The organism is Sediminitomix flava (assembly GCF_003149185.1).
GTDB lineage: Bacteria > Bacteroidota > Bacteroidia > Cytophagales > Flammeovirgaceae > Sediminitomix > Sediminitomix flava.
The window spans coordinates 1-1,748 of record NZ_QGDO01000031.1; the positions used below are offsets into that span (position 1 = coordinate 1).

1 protein-coding gene is annotated in these 1,748 nt (G+C 37.5%); it reads left to right on the forward strand.

Annotated features, from left to right (window positions below; all coding sequences use genetic code 11):
• Positions 1-1,748 (forward strand): hypothetical protein (locus tag BC781_RS25560; protein WP_158281586.1); only part of this gene is annotated, 1,748 nt, incomplete at both ends.

The following is a 1,748-nucleotide window of genomic DNA, read 5'->3' on the forward strand; positions in this document are numbered from 1 at the left end:
AGTGCAGATAGTTTGTTTGCTTGTTCAGATGGACAAATTCAAGTTTCGCCAACAGAACTAGCAAATGATAGTCTGATTTATATTTGGTCAGTAGGCACAGTAGTAAGTGATCAAGGAGATAATTTGGCTATTCAACATAATGGATTGAACAGCTATCAATTTTCATCAAGTTTTGTGAACGCGACATTCTCTGGTCAAGCAACTGTAGCATATGCAAAAGTTGGATTAGATGTTCAGAATACCTCTTTAACAAGCTGTTTGGATACAGATTCTGTAGTCTTGACTTACTTCAGAATTCCAAAAGTTGAAGCCAAAGCAACTCCAATGGCTGCTTGTGCTGAAGGTGTTGAATTTACTTTGGATGAGGATTCAATAGGTAACTTTAATTACTATTGGAAGCAAGAAAGTGTGACAGGTGGTACAGTGACTGCATTAGGAGATAGTTCTGATTGGAATTTTGAAGTATTAGCTTCAAGCTTCGATAGCGGAAGTTATCAGATAGAGCTTACTTACAGTGTTTTAGTTGAAAATAATAATTCAACCTCCTGCTCAGAAACAGATACAATCACCTATATCATAGAACGAGCTCCGCACATAGATTTATTTGTGTCAGCACATAATTGTGAGGATGATATATCCTTAAATGCAATCAACGCTGAAGGAATTACTGGCTTTGAATATTCTTGGACAAAACTGACAGAAACAGGAGGAGCGGTAACTAATTCAGATACAACTTCAGCAAACCTCAATGTGATGCTAGATCGTTTTGATAATACAGCTCATAAGCTAGAGGCAGATTATGAAGTAAGGGTGTCAAATCCAGATTTAGTACTTTGTGATGAGGTATCGGATACTACAGTTGTATTCTATAGAACACCAAGTGTAGCTTTTGCAGTAGACAGTTTATTTAGTTGTGCGGATAGTTCGTTAGTAGCGAGTGTTCAAGAAGACTCAATAGGAGGATTTGATTACACTTGGAGGCAAATATCAATTCAATCGGATCAGTCTGTTGTTTCTCAGCAAATCAATCAGAATCCATTATCTGATTATGCGCTTCAAACTACTTTTGCAAATGTAGATTTCCCTTCTGATGCGGCTCGTATGATTTTCGGCTATGAGTTGAGCGTAGAAAATGCTGAATCTACTAGTTGTGCAAATTTAGATACTATCAATTTTGTTTATTACCGAATCCCAGACTTTGATCTTACGGTAACAAGAGCAGGAAATGATAGCTGTGCGTCTATGGCAACATTCCAAGCCGATGAAGCTCAGGTAAGTGGTTTCAATTATCAGTGGAGGCTACTAAATACTATAGGTGGAGCAGTGAGCGTAGTCAATAATCTTACAGATTATAATCTAGATGTAGCTTTGGATTCATTTGCTGTAGGTAGTTCTGAGGTAGAAGTAGAAGTAGAACTGATAGTGGGTAATTCATTTACCACAAGTTGTACTCAAAGAGATACCCTTTCGGTCATTTTCTATCGAACACCTGATTTGGTTTTAAATTTAGATCAGACAGCTTGTTCTGAAGACTTTGTATTGAATATCACTGAAGAGTCAGTTGGTGGATTTAATTATGAGTGGGATGTGACAAATGTCTTAGGTGGAAGTGTAAGTTACTCCAATATTCTTGATGATAGCCTAGCTGTTTCTGTGGATTCATTTGCAAATGGTAGCTCGTTTATCGACGTGTCAGTTGAATTGGATGTAGAAAATGCGAACTCAACGTCATGTCAAGATACCACATC